This is a genomic window from Methylobacterium sp. J-088 (assembly GCF_022829295.1).
Taxonomy (GTDB): Bacteria; Pseudomonadota; Alphaproteobacteria; order Rhizobiales; family Beijerinckiaceae; genus Methylobacterium.
In genome coordinates, this window is record NZ_JAKSYH010000194.1 from 35,840 (window position 1) to 52,907 (window position 17,068).

The window sequence follows — 17,068 nt, forward strand, 5'->3', positions numbered from 1 at the left end:
CCGGTCAGGGGGGGCTCAAGGTGATGATCGTCTCGGTGGCGGCGTCGACAGCCTCGCGGCTGTAGAGCATCGGCACATGGTCCTGGCGGCCCCAGATCGGGGCCAGGTCGGCGTAATGCGGGCTGCCCGGGTCCCCGGACTGGCCCGGCACGTTGATGAAGACCGATCGGTCCCAGTCGCCCACGTCCACGATCATGCGGAACGAGGCGCCGTGGGTGAGCCGGAACGTGTCGGTCCGGTACTCCGCGTGCATGACCGATGCCGCGGACCCGCCGACCGGCAGCGGGCCGACATCCCAGGCTTGATCGGGCCTCAGGCCGGTGAGGGGATGGGCGAACAGGGTGTGGTGCAGACGGCCCCAGGACCAGCCGATGCGGGGCTCGCGAAGCGCGATCGTCTCCGCATCACTCCCTCCCCCCGCAGAGGGGGGAGGGAGAGGGCCTTCTACCTCCGGCGTGAGCCTTCCCATCGGGTCCGACCCCATCCGCTCCAGGCAGTCCCGGAACGCGGCCCCGAGGGCGTTCGCCAGCAGCTTCTCGCGTGTCACGACGTCGAGACCACCGTCCAGCCGCTCGATCAGGCTTTGCGTGTCACCGGGCGGCAGCAGGCGCCGGGTGCCGGCATCGGGCACCAGCGTCTCGAGCAGGGCCGGCCGCAGATGGTGGACCCAGCACACCTCGATGAGGGCGGCCGCCGCGGAATCCGGATCCAGACGGCCCTCGAACGACGCCAGCAGCGCCTGGGCCGAGGCGATATCGGGGTCGGAGGCGGGCGACATGGCCCGGACCAGATCCGCAAGCCGGCGGGAGGGCTCGGAAAACGTGTCGCCCTGAAGCGCGCGCGAATCCTCCAGGCTGTGCCGGGTCTGGCCGCCGAGTACCGCCCGGATACGCCGGGCGCGCCAGGGCTCGGCCCACTCGAACCCGACCTTGTGCGCCTCCGCGGGAAAATCCGGCGGCAGGTTCATCGCGTTGGCGGTGGCCAGCCAGCCCGCCTCCGGGTCGAGACTGCGGGGCAGGGTGCCGGGATCGTGGAACCCGGCCCAGTCGTAGCGGCCGTCGCCCGGCGCCGGCAGCAGCCCGTCATGGGCCGGCCGCACCGGCGCCTTGCCGGCCATGAACCACGCGATCCGCCCCGTGGCGTCGGCGTAGAGCTGGTTCACGGACGGCGCCGACCAGTGGCGCAGGGCTTCGCCGAAGGCTTCCGGGGTGGTGGCGCCGAGATAGGCGAGGCTGCCGAGATAGGCGGCAGCACCCGGCTCGGACCAGACGGTCCGCAGCGCGAAGGCGCGGCCCGCGGCATCGCGGATCACCGGGCCGTGCCGAGTGTAGCCGAGCAATACGGTCTCGTCCGGCCCACCGCGCACCGGGATTGTCTCCACGACGCGCTCGATCGGCTCCCAACCCTCGCCGTAGCGGTAGCGATCCGGATCGGCCGGGTCGGTCTCGCACACGAACAGATCCTCCTGATCCATCGGCGCGATGGTCAGGCTGAAGGCCGCGTGGCCGTTATGGCCGATCGAGATGCCCGGCAGCGCCGGCTCGCCGGCCCCGATCACGTCGAGCCCCGGCGCTGTCAGATGGACCGCGTAGCGCAGGGACGGCTGCAGGTAGACCCGGTGCGGGTCGCTCGCCAGGATCGGACGGCCGGTCTCGGTGCGGGCGGCCCCCACCACCCAGTTGTTCGAGCCTTCCGCCGGCTCCTTCGGGGCGGCGCGGGGTCCCCGCGTGACGGCGCCGTGCGCGTCGACCTTGCTCCAGGTCCAGGCCTCGTCGCGGGGTGCCGCCAGGCGTTCGGGCGAGACGCCCACCGTCGCAGTGGCGAGGCGAAAATCGTCGAGGAGATCGTCCGGCCAGTCGGCGGCATCGAGCCGGTCCTGCACAACCGGGTCGTGCGGCGGGCTGATCCGCTTGCGCAGGTCGTCCGCGGCGAGCCCGGCCGCCCGGGATTCGGCGCGGGCCAGAACGCGGGCGCGGGCGACCTCCGAGAGCACGTTGCGCACCAGACCGTGGCTGCGGATCCGCACCACATCCTCCGGCTGCCAGCGGGCCGGGCGCGTGTCGGTGAGGGCGAATTCCGGCGGCAGCAGTTCGGGCCGCGCCTCGGTGAGCGCCACGTAGGCGTTGAGCCCGTCCACGAAGGCCGTGACGATGGCGTGCGTGTCCTGCGGCCCGTACGCAGCCCATTCGGCCGCCATATCGCCCCGGAACAGGAACAGCCGGGCGGCGCGGTCCTGCGCGAGGTATCCGGGTCCGAAATTCGCCGCCAGCAGGCCGAGGCCGCGCTTGCGCCAGAGGTCGAGCTGCCAGAGCCGATCCCGCGCCGCGTTGAAGCCCTGCGCCCGGAAGGCGTCGCGCGTCGAGCCGGCCCGGATATGCGCCAGCCCCCAGCGGTCGACCCGGATCTCGACCGGGCCGTCGAGCCCGGGGAGGGGGTACGCGGCCCCGCTCACAGGGCGACTTCGATCAGGTGCGGCCCCGCGTTGGCGAGCGCGTGCTGGAACGCCGCGATGAAGTCCGACAGGGTTTCGACGCGCCGTCCCTCCACGCCGAAGCCCCTGGCGAGGCTCACCCAATCCAAAGCCGGATCGTCGAGGCTCAGCATGCCGATCGCCTTCGGGCCGGGATTGAGCGCGCCGACATTGGTCAGCTCCGCCCGCAGGATCGCGTAGGAGCGGTTCGACCAGACCAGCGTCACCACGTCGAGGCGTTCCCGTGCCTGAGTCCAGAGCGCCTGCACCGTGTAGAGCCCGCTGCCATCGGCCTGGAGGTTGATCACCTTGCGGTCGGGGCAGGCGATGGCGGCGCCAGTCGCCATCGGGATTCCAAGCCCGATCGAGCCGCCGCTGAGCTGCAACCACGTGTGGGGCGCCGCGTCCCGAGTCAGGGCGAAGAAGTTGCGGCCCGTGGTGATCGACTCGTCGCAGATCACCGCGCCCTCGGGGATCAGCGCGCCAAGCACCTGCCCGATCGTGTCCTGATCGAGCGGCCCCGAGGTCGGGAGCTTCGGGCGCGGTGCGGCGGCGACCGGCTCGGCGGGCGGGGCGCCGACAGCCTCGGCCAGCCGCCCCAGGGCGTCGATCTGGTCTTCCTCGGGGGTGGCCAATGTGATGGTGGAGGAGCCGTCCGGCGCCAGCAGGCTCGGCTTGCCCGGATAGGCGAAGAAGCCCACCGGCGGGGTCGCGCCGATCAGGATGATATGGCGGAAACCCTTCAGGGCGTCGATGCCCTGGTCGATCGGGTAGGGCAGGCGCTCGATCGGCACGGTGCCGGCACCGCGATCGATCCGGGAATTCGACGTCATCGCCATCAGCTGCGCGCCGGTCTTGCGGGCGATCCGGGCGGCGATGACCCGGCCTTCGTTCCGCACCGCCCAATCGCCGAGATGCAGGAGCACCGGCTCACCGCTCTGCAGCGCGCTCACCGCGGCCGCGATCGCGGCGTCTCCGGCCTTGGCCCGCTCCGGGATCGCCGGCACCGGCGCGGGCCCGGTCCCGGGATCCCAGGCGGTATTCGCGGGCAGAATCAGGGTCGCGACCTGACCGGGCGCGGTGCGGGCGGCCGCGATGGCGGCGGCGCCGTCCGAGCCGATCTCGGCGGCGCTCATGCCGGTCCGCACCCAGGACGACATCGGCCAGGCCAGACCTTCGATGTCGGAGGTCAGCGGCGCGTTGTATTCCCGGTGGTAGGTCGCGTGCTCGCCGACGATGTTGACGACCGGGGTGCGCGCCTTCTTGGCGTTGTGGAGGTTGGCCAGCCCGTTGGCGAGGCCCGGCCCCAGGTGAAGCAGGGTCGAGGCCGGCTTGTCGGCCATGCGGGCGTAGCCGTCGGCAGCGCCGGTCGCCCCGCCCTCGAACAGGAACAGCACGCAGCGCATCCCCTCGACCCGGTCCAGGGCGGCCACGAAATGCATCTCCGAGGTGCCGGGATTGGTGAAGCAGACCTCGACCCCGCCCTCCACGAGGGTCCGGACGAGGCTCTCGGCCCCATTCATCGCAGCCGGCATCCCATCGCTCACGGGCAGCTCTCCCTCTCGCTGGCGGCCTCGGCGGCGCCATGGATTCTGTATTATCGTGACGCCGTGGCGGTCCAGCGCAAGGGGCGGCGGGTGACATCTCCCGTTCGCCAAACGCTGGCATCATGGCACGGTCTGGCGCGGGACTTGCCGGAGGCGAGCCGCACCTTCCACCCGTGGGGTCCGATGAAAACGCGCCGCCTGATTGCCGCCGCCCTGGCCTGTTCCGTCGCCTCGACTGGACCCGTCGTCCTGGCGGGGCCTGCCAGCGCCGAGAGCGTGCTGCGCATCGCCATGACGGCCACCGACATTCCGACCACGACGGGGATGCCCAACAACGGCTTCGAGGGTATGCGCTTCCTCGGCTACCCGATCTTCGAGGGGCTGGTGCAATGGGACCTCAAGAGCACCACCAAGCTCGCCGGCATCGTCCCGGCCCTGGCCGAGCGCTGGGAGCAGGACCCGAACGACAAGGCGGTCTGGACCTTCCACCTGCGCCAGGGCGTCAAGTTCCATGACGGTACCGCGTTCAATGCCGACGCGGTGATCTGGAATCTGGACCGCTACTTCAAGAACGACAGCCCGCAATTCGAGCCGCAGGGCGCGGGCATTTCCCGGGCCCGGGCGCCGCTGGTCGGATCTTACAAGAAGATCGACGACGCGACGGTTCAGATCACCACCACGCAGGTGGCGTCGTACTTCCCCTACATGGCGGTCTACCTGCTGTTCACCTCACCCCAATCCTTCGAGAAGGCGGGGCGCGACTGGAGCAAGGTCGCCGCGCTACCGGCGGCCGGGACGGGGCCGTTCAAGATCACCCGCGTCGCCCCGCGGGAGGCGGTCGATCTCGCCAAGTTCGACGGCTACTGGGACCCGGACCGGATGGCCAAGGTCGACCGGGTCCGGCTGCTGCCGATCCCGGAGGCGAATGCCCGGGTCGCGGCCCTGCGGTCCGGACAGGTCGACTGGATCGAGGTGCCGGCGCCCGACGCGATCCCGTCCCTGAAGCAGGCCGGGTTCACCATCACCACGGGCTCGTACCCGCATGTCTGGCCCTACATCTACAACATGGGCGCGAAAGACAGCCCCCTGAAGGACGTGCGTGTCCGGCAGGCGCTGAACTACTGCGTCGACCGGTCCGCCCTGGTGGAGCTGCTCAACGGAACGGCCGAACCGGCCTCGGGATGGCTCAACGACAAGGACCCGAATTTCGGGTCCCCGAAGAACCGCTACACGTTCGACGCCGCCAAGGGGAAGGCGCTGCTGGCCGAGGCCGGGTATTCGGATACGAAACCCCTGAAACTCAAGATCATGATCTCGTCGTCCGGCTCGGGACAGATGCTGCCCATGCCGATGAACGAGTACCTGCAGGAGAACCTGAAGCAGGCCTGCAACGTCGATCTCAGCTTCAACGTGGTCGAGTGGCAGGTGCTGTTGAACTCCAGCCGCGCGCTGCCGGATGCGCAGAGCCTGCAGGGCTCGTTGGCGCTCAACGTCTCCTCGCCCTCTTCGGACGCCGCCGTGATGGCGCGCTACTTCGGGAGCGACCGCTTCCCCCCGGCCGGCTTCAACTTCCCGAACTGGAAGGACGACGCGTTCGACGCCGCCCTCAAGGCGCTGGCCGAGACCACCGACGCCAAGGTGGTCGACGCCCAGACCAAGGCCGCGCACGAGCGCCTCGTGGACAACCCGCCCTGGCTGTTCATCGTCCACGACCTCAACCCGCGCGGGATGGCGAAGACGGTCCACGGCTTCGTCTCGCCGCAATCCTGGTTCGTCGACCTCACCCTCGTCAGCGTGAAATAAGCCGATGCCCGATCTCGATCCCGTCCACGCCTCCGCGGCCGAACTCGCCCGGTCGATCCGCGCGCGCAGCCTCTCGCCGGTCGACGCGGTGGACGCGCTGCTCGGGCGCATCACGCAACTGGAGCCGAAGCTTCAGGCTTTCACGGAGGTGTTCTCCGCCGATGCGCGCCTCGCCGCCGAGGGGGCCGACCGGGCGATCCGGTCGGGCCACGCGGTGGGGCCGCTCCACGGCGTGCCGGTGGTGCTCAAGGACCTGATCGATCTGGAGGGCCGGATCACCATGGGCGGCTCGGCCGCCCACCGCGCCCGCAGGGCCGAGCGCACCGCGACCGTCGCCCGCCGCCTGATCGCGCAGGGGATGATCGTGCTGGGCAAGACCCACACGGTGGAATTCGCCTATGGCGGCTGGGGTACCAACCAGCATCTCGGCACGCCCTGGAACCCCTGGGACACGGAGGTTCCGCGCACGCCCGGCGGATCGAGCAGCGGCACCGGCGTCGCGGTGGCGGCCCGGATGGCGCCCTGGGGCATCGGCACCGATACCGGCGGCTCCGTGCGCCTGCCGGCTGCCTTCTGCGGGCTGACGGGGCTCAAGGTGACGGTCGGGCGGGTCTCGACCTGGGGGATCGTGCCGCTCTCGACGACCCTCGATTCGCCCGGGCCGCTCGCCCGCACGGTGGAGGACGCTGCGCTCCTCTACGAAGCGATCTCCGGGCCGGATCCCCTGGATCCGACCACCCGCGGCATCCAGCCGGAGGCACCCTGGCCCACGCTCGACCGCGGCGTGCGCGGCCTGCGCCTCGGCCGCATGCCCGTGGTCGAGCGGGAGGGCGTCGCCGCCGACATGCTGGCCGCCTACGACGACGCCCTCGACCGGCTCGCCCGGCAGGGCGCCGAGATCGTGGACGTGGCCCTGCCGTTCCGGTTCAGCGACTGCGTGGCGATGAGCGCGATCACCAACGCCGAAGCCTACTTCGTCAACGGGACGTTGGCGGAGGACCCGTCCGCGCAACTCGGCGACGCCGTGCGGGCCCGGATCCTGGCCGGCGCCACGGTCTCGGCGCAGGCGTATCTCGGCACGCTTCACCGCCGTGCCGCGATGAAGCAGGCCTATGCCGAGGCGTTGGCGGGGATCGACGCCCTGCTGACGCCGACCACAGAATCGGCTGCCGTGGCGCTCGCCGCGGTCGACGAGGCGCACCTGCCCTCGCGCTTCACCCGGTTCGGCAACCTGCTCGATCTCTGCGCCCTGGCGCTGCCGAACGGCTTCACGGCCGAGGGCCTTCCGCTTTCGCTGCAAGTCGTTTGCGGCGGCTACGAGGAAGCGATGGCGCTGCGGATCGGGCAGGCCTTCCAGCAGGCCACCGACTGGCATCTGCGTCAGCCATCCCCGTAAGGATCGAGGCCTGCGGCGGCGGACGCGATCAGGATGCGGGGTTGCGCGTCAGCGGTTGAACAACCCCCTGATCGACGCGAGGCACCACCAGACGAGCGTCACGTTGCTGATGACAGCATTGACGCCGAAATGGACCATCAGGAAGGCGTACAGGCAGCCTACGTCAATGACCCCGATCACGCTGGCCGTGGCGTCCGACAGGATGCCGATCCACCACGCCCCCGTGACGGTGGCTAGACCGAACAGGCATAAACCCAAGGCGAGAAGGGCGGGGTGTGCCGCGCACCATTGGGCCACGGCCTGGTTATTCTGAGATGACCCGTCCATGCCCCCACCCGAATCGATGAGCGGGGCCGATCATACGGGATTGCGACTGTCCGTCCTCTTGGCGACAGGCATGACCGCGGACGCCTGTGCGGCCCAGCACTGATGATCTTCGCGCCTCGCCGCCGTCCTTCGGAGGCGCTGCTCAGGCTGCCGGAGCCTGCCCGGCGACGACGACGCCGAGGGTGCCGAGCAGCGAGGATCGGGCGCGGCTCACCCGGCTCTTCACGGTGCCGACCTGACACCCGAGCTTGCTCGCCGCCTCCTCGTAGGTATGGCCTTCGGCGCCGACCAGCAGCAACGCCTGCCGCTGCGCCACCGGCAATCCTTCGAGGCGCGCCCATACGACCTTGAGGGTGCTGGCATCCTCCTGATCGGCGAGGCTGGTCATCTGGCCCGCATGCGTTCCGTCGACATCCTCGATCTCGCGCCGGGTCTTGCGCAACTCCGAGTAGAATTGATTGCGCAGGATCGTGAACAGCCACGCGGTGAAGTTCGTGCCGGGGCGGAACCGTGTCTGGTTGGCCCAGGCCTTGACGAAGGTCTCCTGGACGAGATCGTCGGCCCGGTTGACGTCCCCCGCCAGGGACAGCGCGAAGGTCCGCAGCGCCGGCAGCGCCTTGATGATGTCGCCCCGGAAATCGAAGGGCACAAGCTGGCCGTGGGCGGCGACCGCGACCTCGAACCGCGCAACCAGATCTCCGAGTTGCGCCGGCAGAGGCTCCAGCTCGACGAGCTTGAAATAGTCGCGGATCGGCAGGGCGAGGTGCTGCCCGATGGCCGTGGCGTAGCCATCGGCCTTGCGGTCGATTTCGGCCCTGCTCGACGGCTTCGTGGCGTCTTCGATCATGGACGTATCCGGATCCCGTTACTTGTATACTGGAACTGCTCTAACATCCGTACCGGTGGAAATATGAACCGATACCAAACGCTCCCAGCGGTATCGGGGGGTAGAGGCAACGGGCGCCTAACGGCCGAGGTTAATCCATCCGTGCTTCTGAGCTGGAAGCGGCCTGTCCGGCGGTGCAGACTGCGCATCGTGAGGAGCGCGCGATGAATCAGCACCACGGGGATCACGATCATGTGCATCACGGCAGCGAAATCTCGCCGGTCGAAGCCCGTGTGCGGGCGCTGGAATCGCTGCTGACCGAGAAGGGGTATCTCGACCCGGCCGCCCTCGACGCGCTGGTCGAACTCTACGAGACCGAGGTCGGTCCGCATCTGGGCGCCCGGGTGGTGGCCCGGGCCTGGGTCGATCCCGCATTCCGGACGCGGCTGCTGACCGAGGCCACGCCGGCGATCGCGGAACTGGGCATCGGCGGGCGCGGCGGCGAGCATATGGTGGTGGTGGAGAACACGCCCGAGATGCACAACCTCGTCGTCTGCACGTTGTGCTCCTGCTATCCCTGGCCGGTGCTGGGCCTGCCACCGGTCTGGTACAAGGCGCCGCCCTACCGGGCCCGGGCCGTGATCGATCCGCGCGGCGTGCTGGCGGAGTTCGGGGTGACGCTGCCGGAGACCACCCGCATCACGGTCTGGGATTCGACCGCCGAGACCCGCTACATGGTCCTGCCGATGCGCCCCGCGGGGACGGAGGGCTTTTCCGAAGAGGCCTTGGCTGCCCTCGTCACGCGCGATTCCATGATCGGCACCGGGCTGCCCAGGGCCCTGCCGGTCGAACCCGCGGAGATGCCGGTATGAACGGTGCCCAGGATCTCGGCGGCGCGCACGGCTTCGGGCCGGTGGTGCCGGAGCCGGACGAGCCGGTGTTCCACGCCGCGTGGGAGCGGCGCGTCTTCGCGATGGCGCTCGCCATGGGCTACACCGGCGCCTGGAACCTCGACGGCAGCCGCGCCGCCCGCGAGTCGCTGCCCCCGGCCGAATACCTCGCGTCGAGCTACTACGCGATCTGGCTGAAGGCCCTGGAGAAGCAGCTCGCCGCCACCGGGCTGGCCACGCCTGCCGAGATGGAGGCCGGCCGGGCTGCAGAGCCGGCCAAGCCCGTGGCGCGGACCCTGGCGCGCGACGGCCTGGAGCAACGTTTCCGGGCGGGCTTCCCGAGCAGCCGGGCGACCGACGCCCCGGCCCGCTTCGCGCTCGGCGACGCGGTCCGGGCCCGCAACATCCACCCGACCACGCATACTCGGCTGCCGCGCTACGTCCGCGGGAAGCGCGGGCGGATCGTACGCGTCGACGGAGCTTTCGTCTTTCCCGACACCAACGCCTATCAGACGGGCGAGAACCCGGTCTGGCTCTACACGGTTGCGTTCAGCGCGCAGGACCTGTGGGGCGAGAGCGGCGATCCCGGCGGGACCGTCACGGTGGCGGCCTTCGAACCCTATCTGGAACCCGCGTGACCGACTTATCGCCCAGCCCCTTTTCGGCCCCCTGGGAGGCCCAGGTCTTCGCCATGGTGGTCAGCCTGCGCGAGGCCGGGCTGTTCACGTGGTCGGAATGGGCGGAGCGTCTCGGCCAGGGCATCCGCCCGGCGGGCGCGCCCGAGCGCGCCGCCGATTACGGCGCGTGGCTGGCCACCCTGGAGGGCATCCTCGCCGAGCGCCGCGTGGCCGGCCCCGAGACCGTCGCGGCGCGGACGGAGGCCTTCCGGCGGGCCGCCGAGGCCACGCCGCACGGCGAGCCGATCCGCCTGGAGAATGACCCGCTCTACCGACCCTGACCACGCAGGCTCTCGAGCGGCACCGGGGCGGCATGCGACCGGCCGGTCATCAGCTGATCGAGGAGCGCCAGCACCTCCGGCCGGCCGCAATTGCGCGCCGGCTCGAACGGCGTCCAGGTCTGCACGAAATCGAGGCGCTCGAACACGTCGCGGTAGCGGCGCAATTCGTTCGGGGTGAGCGGAACGCCGCGCACGAAGGCCTTGTGCGCCGAGATCGTGGTCGCCCGGCGGAAATCGGTCGGATCGAGCTCGAACTTCAGGGCGTCGCCGCAGAAGCAGATTTTTCGCGATCGATCGTAGAGAACCGCGTGGCCGTCGAAATGACCCGCGGTCCGATGCAGCTCCAGCCCCGGCAGCGGCTCCAGGAAATCGTCGTAGGGCCAGCTCACCTGCAGCGCCGCGCTCCACGTGAAGTCGGCCGCGGCCAGGCAGAGTTCCGGGTCGAACCGGTCCTGCAATTGCGGCAATGCCCCGTAGGCGTGCGGATGCGAGGCGGAGAGCACCGCAATGCCGCCGAGGCGTTCGATCTGGTCGAGGGCGGCCTCGCTGAACACCGGGCAGCCCTCGAAACCCATGTTCCCGCGCTCGGTCTGGATCAGGTAGGCGGACGGGCCGATGCCCGAGACCGGATCGTTCCAGAACCGCCACACGCCCGGCTCCAGTTCCTGCCAGTGGCACGGAAAGGCATCCTGTGCCTCCCGCGCCGTGCGGAAGCGCCAGCCGTCCTGCGGCACGACGTGGCGGGCATCGAGACACATCGGGCAGGCGGCCGGGGTCTCGAAATGGCGCTGCCAGAACCCGCAATTGTCGCAGGTGTAGGCGGGCAGCTTCAGGGCGCCCGCGAAGGGCAGATAGCCGGGCATTTTCTTGAACCTTCTTCGGGGCGGCTGGAGCAGGCGGCGCGACGGGGTGCAGCCGCCTATGTCCGATCCGGCAGCCGGCGAGCCGAGCGGGCGGCGTGGACGGTACCGGCGAGCCCGATCAGCGCCAGCCCGGCGAGCCCGCCGACCACGAGGTCGCGGGTGCGGCTCGTGACGAATTCGCTGCGGCTCGCCTTGGTCCGACCGGAGAAACGGCCGTCGATCCCGACCGGGCCCGGCACAGGTTCGAACAGGTTCCCCTTCATCTCGGGGATGGTCTCGTCCGAGAGCTGGGCCGACCACATGGAGGCGGCCTTGCGGTCGGCGAGCGCCGGAGCCAGGGCCTGCGCGGCCGCCATCATCATCGACGAGCGCCCGACCCAGACCTCCCGGCGCGGATTCTCGACGGCGTACGCGATCGCCTCGGCGCAGAGCCGCGGGTCGAAGACCGGATCCGGCGCGTATTGCCGGTGCCCGGTCCGGTTGCGCGCCCAGTTGAACTGGGGCGTGTTGACCGCCGGCAGGTAGATGACGCTGAGGCTGACATTCACCCGGTCGTGCAGCAATTCGCAGCGCAGGGCGTCGGTGAAGCCCGAGACCGCGAACTTCGCTGCGCAGTAAGGCGCCTGCAGCGGCGCGGCCCGGACCGCGAGGCCGGACGAAACCTGGATGATCGCGCCCCGGTTGCGCCGCTTCATGTAGCGCAGCGCGGCGAGCGTCCCGTAGACCTGGCTCAGATAGGTCGTCTCGGTGACCCGCCGGTACTCGTCCGGGGTGATCTGGTCGGCCGGGTTCACCACGGTCGACATCGCGTTGTTCACCCAGGCGCGGATCGGCCCAAGCTCGGCCTCGATCCGCGCGGCGGCGGCGTCCACGGCCTTCGAATCGGCGACGTCGGCGCTGATCGCCAGCACCGGCTGCCCGTAGGCCGCCAGCGCCCGCTCGGCCGCGGAGAGCCGGTCGGGATCGCGCGCGATCACCGCCACCGACCATCCACGCTCGGCGAGGGCATGCGCCGCCGCCAGTCCGATCCCGGCCGTACCGCCGGTCACGACCGCAACCCGAGCCATATCCACCTCATCGTCGTCAGGAATTCGAACGGCAACCCGGATCGCGCCGGTCGGTTGCCCTGCGGCATCGGGCCGGAACGTCACGGGGGGCGACGATTTCGCGTTCCGCCACGCAACGACCGAGTCCGGCCGCTGTTAACCGCTTGTGTTGCGTCATGCCGAACCACCGAAGGTCGAAGTCATGCGCTCCAGACGACGCTTCTCCCTGCCGATCGATCCCTGGCCCCAGGCCTCGCTGGCCGAGCGGACGGCGGTCGGGATGGTGCTGACCTTCCTGCTTCTACTTCCGGCCTGCGCGGCCGGGGCGGCGCTGTTCGTGATCGCCGTGGTCGCGATGTACATCTCCTGGTCCTACGACCTCGGCGCCGCCCTGCGCGGCGTCATCGTCCGGCACGCTGTCATCCCGGGCCGTCGTGGCCGGGTGGTCCGGAAGGTCTGAATATCCACCCGGCGCGCAGGACACCTCCGGCGCAGTCGTTTGCGGGTTCAGAATTCGCCCGCTCCGCCATCAATGGCCGCTGAAAACCCCTCGCCCCGCTTGGGGGCTTCGATGTTCACAGATCGCAGTCCGACTGAGACACGCGCCCACCCTCCCCCCTCCGCGGAGGGGGGAGGGAGATGCGCGGCCGCCCCTCAGCCCTATCCAACTCCGATCTGTGAATCCGGTAGCCCCGCACGCGGGGAGAGGAGGGCTTCGCGGCCTTCGAGACCGGATGCGTGAACCTCGCACAGCGGTGCGGACCCGCACGGCGAGCTATCCTCGCCGCCGTGTTCGCTGTGCGTTGTCCGCGCTCCGATTTGACCTGACCATGCCGGGTGGGCCAGTCAGGTTCGGAACGAGAGACCGCCATGTTCCGTAACCTGATGACCGCGCGGCGCTTCGCGCCGCTGTTCTGGTGCCAGTTCTTCTCGGCCTTCAACGACAATTTCCTGAAGAACGCGCTCGCCTTCCTGATCCTGTTCGGGATCGGCGGGGAGGCCGATGCCCATGCGGGCGTGCTGGTGACGCTGGCGAGCGCCGTGTTCATCGGGCCGTTCTTCCTCCTGTCGGGCCTCGGCGGCCAATGGGCCGACCGGTACGACAAGGCGCTGATGGCGCGGCGGCTCAAATTCGCGGAGATCTTCGCGGCCGGCACCGCGGTGCTGGGCTTCCTGCTGCAGTCCGTGCCAGTGCTGTTCGTTGCGCTCGGCCTGTTCGGGACGATCGCGGCCCTGTTCGGCCCGATCAAGTACGGCATCCTGCCCGATCACCTGCGCCGCGAGGAGCTGCCCGCCGGCAACGCGCTGGTCGAGGCCGCGACCTTCCTGGCGATCCTGCTCGGCACGATCGCGGCCGGCGCGGCTTCGGCGCTGGGCGGCTCGGGCGTCCTGTTCGGCGCCCTGGTGATGGGCTTCGCGATCCTGTGCTGGCTCTCGGCCCGCATGATCCCGGCGACCGGGGAGGGGGCGCCGGACCTGCGGGTCGATCCCAACATCGCCCGCTCGACCCTGTCGCTGCTGCGCGACCTCTGGGCCGACACGCGCCTGTGGCGCGGCTCGCTGATCGTGAGCTGGTTCTGGCTGGTCGGCGTCGTGGTGCTGTCGCTCCTGCCTGTTCTGGTGCGCGGCGCCTTCAACGGCACCGAGACGGTGATCACGCTGCTGCTGGCGCTGTTCTCCATCGGCATCGCGCTGGGCTCCGGGCTGGCCTCATGGCTCGCCAGCGGCCGGATCGTTCTGCTGCCGACGCCGGTCGGCGCCGTGCTGATGGGCCTGTTCGGCCTCGACCTCGCCTGGACGATCGGCCACCTGCCGCCGCCATCCGCCGAGGCGATCGGTCCGTTCGACTTCCTGCGGACCGGCGACGGCCTGCGCGTCGCCATCGGCTTCCTGGGTCTCGCCATGGCGGGCGGCCTCTACATCGTCCCGTCCTTCGCGGCCGTGCAGGCCTGGGCCGAGAAGGCGATGCGCGCGCGCATCATCGGCGCCGTCAATGTGGTGACGGCGGCCTTCATGGTGGCCGGCACCCTGGCGCTCGCGGCTCTACAGGGGGCAGGCCTGTCGATCGCGAGCCTGCTCGCCGTCGTCGCGGTGCTGAACCTGATCGTCGGCGCCATCGTGTTCATGACCCTGCCGACCAGCCCGTTCCGGGACGCCCTGTCGATCCTGTTCCGGGCCTTCTACCGGCTTGAGGTCCGCGGTCTCGACAACGTCGCGGCCGCCGGACCGAACGCCATCGTGGCGCTCAACCACGTGTCGTTCCTCGATGCGCCGCTTGCTTTGTCCCTGCTGGAGCAGGAGCCGGTCTTCGCGATCGACAGCGGGATCGCGCAGCGCTGGTGGGTGCGGCCGTTCCTGCGGGTCACCAAGGCGATGCCGCTGGACCCGACGCGCCCGCTCGCGACGCGGACGCTGATCAACGCCGTGAAAAGCGGCGAGACCCTGATCATCTTCCCCGAGGGCCGGCTCACCGTCACCGGCAGCCTGATGAAGGTCTATGACGGCGCCGGGCTGATCGCCGACAAGTCCGGCGCCATGGTCGTGCCGGTCAAGATCGACGGGCTGGAGCGCACGATCTTCTCGCGCCTGTCGCGCAGGCAGGTCAGCCGCACGTGGTGGCCGAAGGTGATCGTGACGGTGATGCCGCCGGTGCGCCTGACCGTCGATCCCGCCCTCAAGGGCAAGGCGCGGCGGCAGGCGGCGGGCGCGGCCCTCTACGGGATCATGTCCGACCTCGTGTTCCGCACCGCCGATATCGACCGTGGCCTGATGGCGGCTCTGATCGAGGCGGGCGATCTTCACGGCTGGCGTCGCAACGCCTTGGAGGACCCTGTCGGCGGTCGGCTCTCCTACAGCCGGCTCGTGATGGGCGCCAACATCCTGGGCCGCAAGCTCATGCCGCTGGCCCCCGTGGGCGGCCGGATAGGGGTGATGCTGCCGAACGCCAACGGTGCCGCCGTCACGCTGTTCGCGCTGGCCTCCGCGGGCCGGGTGCCGGCGATGATCAACTTTTCCGCCGGTCCCGCCAACGTCCTCTCGGCCTGCCGGGCCGCCGAGGTGAGCAAGGTTCTCACCTCCCGGGCCTTCATCGAGAAGGGGCGGCTCGGGCCGCTCGTGGAGGCGATCCGCGGATCGGTCGAGCTGATCTACCTGGAGGACGTGCGCGCCGGCATCACGACCGGGGACAAGATCCGGGGCCTGCTGGCGCCCCGCCGGCCCCTTGTGGCGCGCTCCGGCGAGGATCCGGGGGCGGTGCTGTTCACCTCGGGCAGCGAGGGCACGCCGAAGGGCGTGGTTCTGGCCAATCGCTGCATGCTCGCCAACGTGGCCCAGGTGGCGGCACGGATCGATTTCGGCCCGATGGACAAGGTGTTCAACGTCTTGCCGGTGTTCCACGCCTTCGGCCTCACGGCCGGGCTGGTGCTGCCCCTGGTCTCGGGCGTACCGGTCTACCTCTACCCGTCACCGCTGCACTACCGGATCGTGCCGGAGCTGATCTACGGCTCGAACAGCACCGTGCTGTTCGGGACCGACACGTTCCTGACCGGCTATGCCCGGTCCGCCCATTCCTACGACCTGCGCTCGCTGCGCTACGTCGTGGCCGGCGCCGAGGCCGTGAAGGAGGCCACCCGGAAGACCTGGGCGGAAAAATTCGGCCTGCGCATCCTAGAAGGCTACGGCGTCACCGAGTGCGGGCCTGTGGTCGCGCTCAACACGCCGATGTTCAACCGCTTCGGCACGGTCGGGCGGATGCTGCCGGGCATCGAGACGCGGCTCGAGGCGGTACCGGGGATCGACGACGGCGGCCGACTGTCCGTGAAGGGGCCCAACATCATGCTGGGCTACCTGCGCGCCGAGACGCCGGGGGTGCTGGAGCCGCCGCCGGGGGGCTGGCACGACACCGGCGACATCGTGGCGATCGACGCGATGGGCTTCGTCACGATCAAGGGCCGGGCCAAGCGCTTCGCCAAGATCGCGGGCGAGATGGTGTCTCTCGCGGGCATCGAGTCGCTGGCCGCCGAACTCTGGCCCGACCACCTGAGCGCGGTGGCCGCGGTGCCGGATCCGCGCAAGGGCGAGCGGCTGATCCTGTTCACGCAGGCGAAGGACGCGACGCGATCAACCTACCAGAGCTTCGCCAAGGATCGCGGCGCCTCCGACGTCGCGATCCCTGCCGAGGTGGTGGTGCTGGAGGCGATCCCGATGCTCGGCACCGGCAAGGTCGATCAAATAGCGGTCACCAAGCTGGCGCTGGAGCGGGCGAAGGAAACCGCTGCCGCTTAGGGCCGTGCCCATCGCATTGCGCACAGTACACGACAGTGACGCCACCGCCGCCGAATTGGACACGGGTCCCCTCTCCCGTGCGGGAGAGGGGGCAGGTCGCGCTTGCCAACCCTGTCGACAGACGACTGTCGTGTACTGGGCGCATTGCGATCGGGCACGGCCCTAAGCCTTTGTCGTGACGCGCTCTCTCGCGCCGAACCGGCATCTACTTCGGCGGAGAGCGCTCTGACGGTTTTGCCCGACTGCCTCAGAGCCGTGGGGCGGCATCACCCAAACGGAGGATGCAACGACTCCCGGTATGAATTCGTATCACGAATACAGCTCCGATTCGGTCCGATGACGCGATCGAGCGACCGGGCTGGATATCGTCGCCGCGGGTTGCATCGAGAGAGGCAGATCATGTCGAAGGACGGGCAAGTTCCGGCTTGGTTGGCGAGGCGGACGTATTTCAGGCGCGTCGGGCGCTGGTTGAAGCCTGGCAAGGCTCGCGGGACCGGTTCGACTTACGACGCTGCGGTCGCACCGCTCGCATCGAACGTGGTGCCGTTCCCGATCCGGTTCGATCGGCCCGAGCGACCGAACTTCGCGGATCAGCGCAGCATCGGCATCGCGTAGCCGGGGCCGCGCAAGGACGGGCTTGCCTGCGCTGCGGGAACCG

At 70.0% G+C, this 17,068-nt stretch carries 14 protein-coding genes; 8 read left to right on the plus strand and 6 right to left on the minus strand.

The window, feature by feature from the left end; translation table 11 throughout:
* Window positions 1-4: 4 nt before the first annotated feature.
* Together MKK63_RS21835 and MKK63_RS21840 are read right to left on the minus strand one after the other, a co-directional pair.
* Window positions 5-2,452, minus strand: a complete 2,448-nt coding sequence (locus tag MKK63_RS21835) for a penicillin acylase family protein (protein WP_244005536.1) — start codon at window positions 2,450-2,452, stop codon at window positions 5-7.
* Window positions 2,449-3,993, minus strand: a complete 1,545-nt coding sequence (locus MKK63_RS21840) for an acetolactate synthase large subunit (RefSeq protein ID WP_244005606.1) — start codon at window positions 3,991-3,993, stop codon at window positions 2,449-2,451. Before MKK63_RS21840 ends, MKK63_RS21835 begins: the two co-directional genes overlap by 4 nt.
* A 207-nt stretch (window positions 3,994-4,200) precedes the next feature.
* On the opposite strand from MKK63_RS21840, the gene MKK63_RS21845 reads away from it, so the two are divergent.
* Both MKK63_RS21845 and MKK63_RS21850 read left to right on the plus strand, forming a co-directional pair.
* Complete coding sequence (locus MKK63_RS21845; RefSeq protein ID WP_244005538.1) at window positions 4,201-5,820, plus strand: ABC transporter substrate-binding protein; 1,620 nt, start codon at window positions 4,201-4,203, stop codon at window positions 5,818-5,820.
* 4 nt (window positions 5,821-5,824) lie between these two features.
* Entirely contained in the window at window positions 5,825-7,216 is a 1,392-nt protein-coding gene (locus MKK63_RS21850; protein ID WP_244005540.1) for an amidase, read from the plus strand.
* Between the two features lie 48 nt (window positions 7,217-7,264).
* Here the strand turns inward: MKK63_RS21850 and MKK63_RS21855 are convergent, their stop codons facing one another.
* Both MKK63_RS21855 and MKK63_RS21860 read right to left on the minus strand, forming a co-directional pair.
* Window positions 7,265-7,543, minus strand: coding sequence for a hypothetical protein (locus MKK63_RS21855; RefSeq protein ID WP_244005542.1), 279 nt, complete (start codon window positions 7,541-7,543; stop codon window positions 7,265-7,267).
* Window positions 7,544-7,685: 142 nt separating this feature from the next.
* Window positions 7,686-8,390 carry a sigma-70 family RNA polymerase sigma factor gene (locus MKK63_RS21860; protein ID WP_244005544.1) on the minus strand — a complete coding sequence of 235 codons (705 nt, stop codon included), beginning with the start codon at window positions 8,388-8,390 and terminating at the stop codon, window positions 7,686-7,688.
* A 203-nt stretch (window positions 8,391-8,593) separates the two neighbouring features.
* Between MKK63_RS21860 and nthA the strand changes: the two genes are divergently transcribed.
* The 3 genes from nthA to MKK63_RS21875 are packed head-to-tail and all read left to right on the plus strand — an operon-like array spanning window position 8,594 to window position 10,217.
* Window positions 8,594-9,241 carry a nitrile hydratase subunit alpha gene (gene nthA, locus MKK63_RS21865; protein ID WP_244005546.1) on the plus strand — a complete coding sequence of 216 codons (648 nt, stop codon included), beginning with the start codon at window positions 8,594-8,596 and terminating at the stop codon, window positions 9,239-9,241.
* Window positions 9,238-9,897: a nitrile hydratase subunit beta gene (gene nthB / locus MKK63_RS21870; RefSeq protein ID WP_244005547.1), complete on the plus strand. Its 660-nt coding sequence runs from the start codon at window positions 9,238-9,240 to the stop codon at window positions 9,895-9,897. Before nthA ends, nthB begins: the two co-directional genes overlap by 4 nt.
* On the plus strand, window positions 9,894-10,217 hold the full coding sequence (locus MKK63_RS21875) for a nitrile hydratase accessory protein (RefSeq protein ID WP_244005549.1): 324 nt from the start codon (window positions 9,894-9,896) through the stop codon (window positions 10,215-10,217). The genes nthB and MKK63_RS21875 overlap by 4 nt, the downstream gene beginning before the upstream one ends.
* Here the strand turns inward: MKK63_RS21875 and MKK63_RS21880 are convergent.
* Complete coding sequence (locus tag MKK63_RS21880) at window positions 10,205-11,080, minus strand: MBL fold metallo-hydrolase (protein WP_244005551.1); 876 nt, start codon at window positions 11,078-11,080, stop codon at window positions 10,205-10,207. The genes MKK63_RS21875 and MKK63_RS21880 overlap by 13 nt on opposite strands.
* Window positions 11,081-11,136: 56 nt before the next feature.
* Complete coding sequence (locus MKK63_RS21885) at window positions 11,137-12,147, minus strand: SDR family oxidoreductase (protein ID WP_244005553.1); 1,011 nt, start codon at window positions 12,145-12,147, stop codon at window positions 11,137-11,139.
* A gap of 181 nt (window positions 12,148-12,328) precedes the next feature.
* Between MKK63_RS21885 and MKK63_RS21890 the strand changes: the two genes are divergently transcribed.
* The 3 genes from MKK63_RS21890 to MKK63_RS21900 all read left to right on the plus strand — a co-directional run bounded on the left by MKK63_RS21890 (window position 12,329) and on the right by MKK63_RS21900 (window position 17,025).
* Complete coding sequence (locus MKK63_RS21890; RefSeq protein WP_244005555.1) at window positions 12,329-12,586, plus strand: hypothetical protein; 258 nt, start codon at window positions 12,329-12,331, stop codon at window positions 12,584-12,586.
* A 410-nt stretch (window positions 12,587-12,996) separates the two neighbouring features.
* The gene (locus MKK63_RS21895; RefSeq protein WP_244005557.1) at window positions 12,997-16,410 is read left to right on the plus strand and encodes an acyl-[ACP]--phospholipid O-acyltransferase; all 3,414 of its coding nucleotides are present in this window, start codon (window positions 12,997-12,999) and stop codon (window positions 16,408-16,410) included.
* Between the two features lie 399 nt (window positions 16,411-16,809).
* Complete coding sequence (locus MKK63_RS21900) at window positions 16,810-17,025, plus strand: hypothetical protein (protein ID WP_244005559.1); 216 nt, start codon at window positions 16,810-16,812, stop codon at window positions 17,023-17,025.
* Window positions 17,026-17,068 lie beyond the last annotated feature (43 nt).

Coding starts and splice junctions, on each gene's coding strand:
- MKK63_RS21845 (WP_244005538.1), top strand. CDS start 4,201: ATGAAAACGCGCCGCCTGATTGCCGCCGCCCTGGCCTGTTCCGTCGCC.
- MKK63_RS21850 (WP_244005540.1), top strand. CDS start 5,825: ATGCCCGATCTCGATCCCGTCCACGCCTCCGCGGCCGAACTCGCCCGG.
- nthB (WP_244005547.1), top strand. CDS start 9,238: ATGAACGGTGCCCAGGATCTCGGCGGCGCGCACGGCTTCGGGCCGGTG.
- MKK63_RS21895 (WP_244005557.1), top strand. CDS start 12,997: ATGTTCCGTAACCTGATGACCGCGCGGCGCTTCGCGCCGCTGTTCTGG.
- MKK63_RS21900 (WP_244005559.1), top strand. CDS start 16,810: ATGTCGAAGGACGGGCAAGTTCCGGCTTGGTTGGCGAGGCGGACGTAT.
- MKK63_RS21840 (WP_244005606.1), bottom strand. CDS start 3,993: ATGAATGGGGCCGAGAGCCTCGTCCGGACCCTCGTGGAGGGCGGGGTC.
- nthA (WP_244005546.1), top strand. CDS start 8,594: ATGAATCAGCACCACGGGGATCACGATCATGTGCATCACGGCAGCGAA.
- MKK63_RS21860 (WP_244005544.1), bottom strand. CDS start 8,390: ATGATCGAAGACGCCACGAAGCCGTCGAGCAGGGCCGAAATCGACCGC.
- MKK63_RS21885 (WP_244005553.1), bottom strand. CDS start 12,147: ATGGCTCGGGTTGCGGTCGTGACCGGCGGTACGGCCGGGATCGGACTG.
- MKK63_RS21855 (WP_244005542.1), bottom strand. CDS start 7,543: ATGGACGGGTCATCTCAGAATAACCAGGCCGTGGCCCAATGGTGCGCG.
- MKK63_RS21890 (WP_244005555.1), top strand. CDS start 12,329: ATGCGCTCCAGACGACGCTTCTCCCTGCCGATCGATCCCTGGCCCCAG.
- MKK63_RS21880 (WP_244005551.1), bottom strand. CDS start 11,080: ATGCCCGGCTATCTGCCCTTCGCGGGCGCCCTGAAGCTGCCCGCCTAC.